The 2,695-nt window shown below is 73.4% G+C and carries 1 protein-coding gene and 1 pseudogene; both read right to left on the bottom strand.

From position 1 onward, the window contains the following. Window positions 1-191: 191 nt before the first annotated feature. Window positions 192-2,018 carry an ABC-F family ATP-binding cassette domain-containing protein gene (locus K313_RS0119375; RefSeq protein ID WP_029213017.1) on the bottom strand — a complete coding sequence of 609 codons (1,827 nt, stop codon included), beginning with the start codon at window positions 2,016-2,018 and terminating at the stop codon, window positions 192-194. Between the two features lie 7 nt (window positions 2,019-2,025). Next, a pseudogene (locus K313_RS0119370) lies at window positions 2,026-2,695 on the bottom strand (hypothetical protein); the annotation flags it as partial.

Here is a 2,695-nt window from a genome sequence, read left to right as displayed (position 1 = left end):
CTCCGGACGACCGTTCGTGAGCTCCCAGCTCACAAAGTGCCGCCCACGCACCCTCCGGACGACGCGAACTGAGCTCCCAGCTCACAAATCGCCGCCCGCGCACCTCCGGACGACCCGAACTGAGCTCCCAGCTCACGAACGCTGACGCGTGGACGGGCGGGATCCCCGCGCCGGTGGTGGAGGGGTGGTGGTCAGTCGGCGATCTCGGCGGCCTCGAGCCAGGCCATCTCGAGCTCCTCGCGCTGGTCGACGACCTCGCGCAGCCGGATGTCGAGCTCACGCACCGCTGACGCGTCGGTGGCGCGGGCCACCATGTCGTCGTGGAGCCGGGTCTGCTCGGACTCGAGCCGCGCGATCTGGCGCTCGAGGCGGCCCATCTCCTTGCGCGCCTCGCGGACCTCGGCGGCGGAGTAGGCCGACCCGCCGCCGCCGTCGTGGGTGACCGGACCCGTCGGGGTGGCCGGGTTGGCCGATCCCCGCGAGCGGGCGGCCTGCTGGGCGGCATACAGCTCGAGATATTGCTCGACGCCGCCGGGCAGCTCACGGAGGCGACCGTCGCCGAGCAGCGCGATCTGCTGGTCGCACATGCGCTCCAGCAGGTAGCGGTCGTGGGAGACGACGAGCAGGGTGCCGGCCCAGCCGTCGAGGACGTCCTCGAGGGACTGGAGGGTCTCGATGTCGAGGTCGTTGGTGGGCTCGTCGAGGAGCAGGACGTTGGGCTCGGCCATGAGCAGGCGCAGCAGCTGCAGGCGGCGGCGCTCGCCACCGGACAGGGAGGCGACGCGGGTCTGCTGGCGCTGACCGGTGAAGCCGAGCTGCTTGGCGAGAGACGAGGCGCTGACCTCCTTGCCGCCGAGCATCGTGAACTTCTTGACGTCCTCGATCGCCTCGATGACCCGCCAGTCGGCGAACCGGTCGAGCTCGCGCACCTCCTGGGACAGGAAGGCCATCGCGACGGTCTTGCCCTGCTTGCGGCGTCCCGCGTCCAGGGGCAGGTCGCCGGTGACGACGCGCAGCAGGGTCGACTTGCCGGCGCCGTTGACGCCGACGATGCCGATGCGGTCGCCCGGTCCGAGGCGCCAGGTCACGTCGTCGAGGATCTGCTTGTCCCCCAGCCGGACCGACGCGTCCTCGAGGTCGATGACGTCCTTGCCGAGCCGTGTCGTGGCGAAGCGCATGAGGGAGACGTCGTCGCGGGGCGGCGGCTCGTTCTCGATCAGCTGGTTGGCCGCCTCGATCCGGAAGCGCGGCTTGGAGGTGCGGGCCGGCGCACCGCGGCGCAGCCAGGCCAGCTCCTTGCGGAGCAGGTTGTTGCGGCGCTCCTCGGTGACGGCGGCGACGCGCGAGCGCTCGGCCTTGGCGAGGACGAAGGCCGCGTAGCCACCCTCGTAGGCGTTGACGGTGCCGTCGACGACCTCCCACGTGTCGGTGGCCACGGCGTCGAGGAACCACCGGTCGTGGGTGATGGTGACGAGCGCGCTGTCGGCGCGGGTGCGACGGGTCGACAGGTGTCGGGCGAGCCAGGCGACGCCCTCGACGTCGAGGTGGTTGGTCGGCTCGTCCAGCATGAGCAGGTCGGGGTCGGCGACGAGCAGGGCGGCCAGGGCCAGGCGGCGACGCTCGCCACCGGACATCGGGCCGACGATCGCGTCCAGGCCACCGACGTTGGTCGCCGCGACGCCGCCGAGCAGCCCGTCGAGGACGTCCCGGACGCGCGCGTCGCCCGCCCACTCGTGCTCGGCCAGGCCCCCGAGCACGGCCTCGCGCACGGTGTGCGTCGGGTCCAGGGTGTCGTCCTGGCTCAGCATCCCGACGGTCAGGCCACCGGTGTGGGCCACCCGACCGTCGTCGACGGGCAGACGTCCGGCGAGCACCTTGAGCAGGGTGGACTTGCCGCCGCCGTTGCGGCCGACGATGCCGATGCGCGTGCCGGAGCTGACGCCGAGGGACACGTCGTCGAGGACGAGCGTCGTGCCGAGCGCGAGGGTCGCGTGCTCGACGGAGACGAGGTTGGCCACCTGCTGGTCACTGCTCCTTGCCGGGGTGGATGAGTCGGGCACCGGGGACCGGGCCCTGGGCGCGGCGCACGTCGGAGGCCACGCCCGACGCGGTCAGCGCGACGGCCAGGTCGAGCGCGTGCTCGTGCGAGGCCGCGAGGAAGGCGCAGGTCGGGCCGCTGCCGCTGACGATGCCGCCGAGGGCGCCGCACTCCTGGCCGATGGCGAGGGTGTCGACGAGGCGGGGCTGCAGGGACAGCGCGGCCTCCTGCAGGTCGTTGTGCATGGCCTGGCCCACGGCGACGGCGTCGCCGGAGAGCAGGGCGGTCATCATCGCGGTGGAGACCTCGAGCTCGGGCTGCCGGTGAGCCTGCGAGGCCGGCCCGGCGGGCTCGTCCTGCTGGTCCGACGGAGCCGACGGAGCCGACGGAGCCGACGGAGCCGACGGAGCCGACCCGCTCGCCGGCACGGCCACGTCCTCGCCCCGCTCGGCGCGCAGCCGGTCGAGCTCGGCGAACACCCGCGGCGTCGAGAGCCCCTCGTCGCTGAACGCGAAGACCCAGTGATAGCTGCCGCGCGCCATGGCCGGCGCCAGCTCGTCGCCGCGCCCCGTGCCGATGGCCGTGCCCCCCAGCACCGAGAACGGCACGTCCGCCCCGAGGCCCGCGGCCAGCCGGTGCAGCTCGGTGCGGCTGAGC

It is taken from the genome of Arsenicicoccus bolidensis DSM 15745, assembly GCF_000426385.1.
Classification (GTDB): Bacteria; Actinomycetota; Actinomycetes; order Actinomycetales; family Dermatophilaceae; genus Arsenicicoccus; species Arsenicicoccus bolidensis.
The sequence above is the reverse complement of the archived record's forward strand: the minus strand, read 5'-3'. Positions and strand labels throughout refer to the sequence as shown.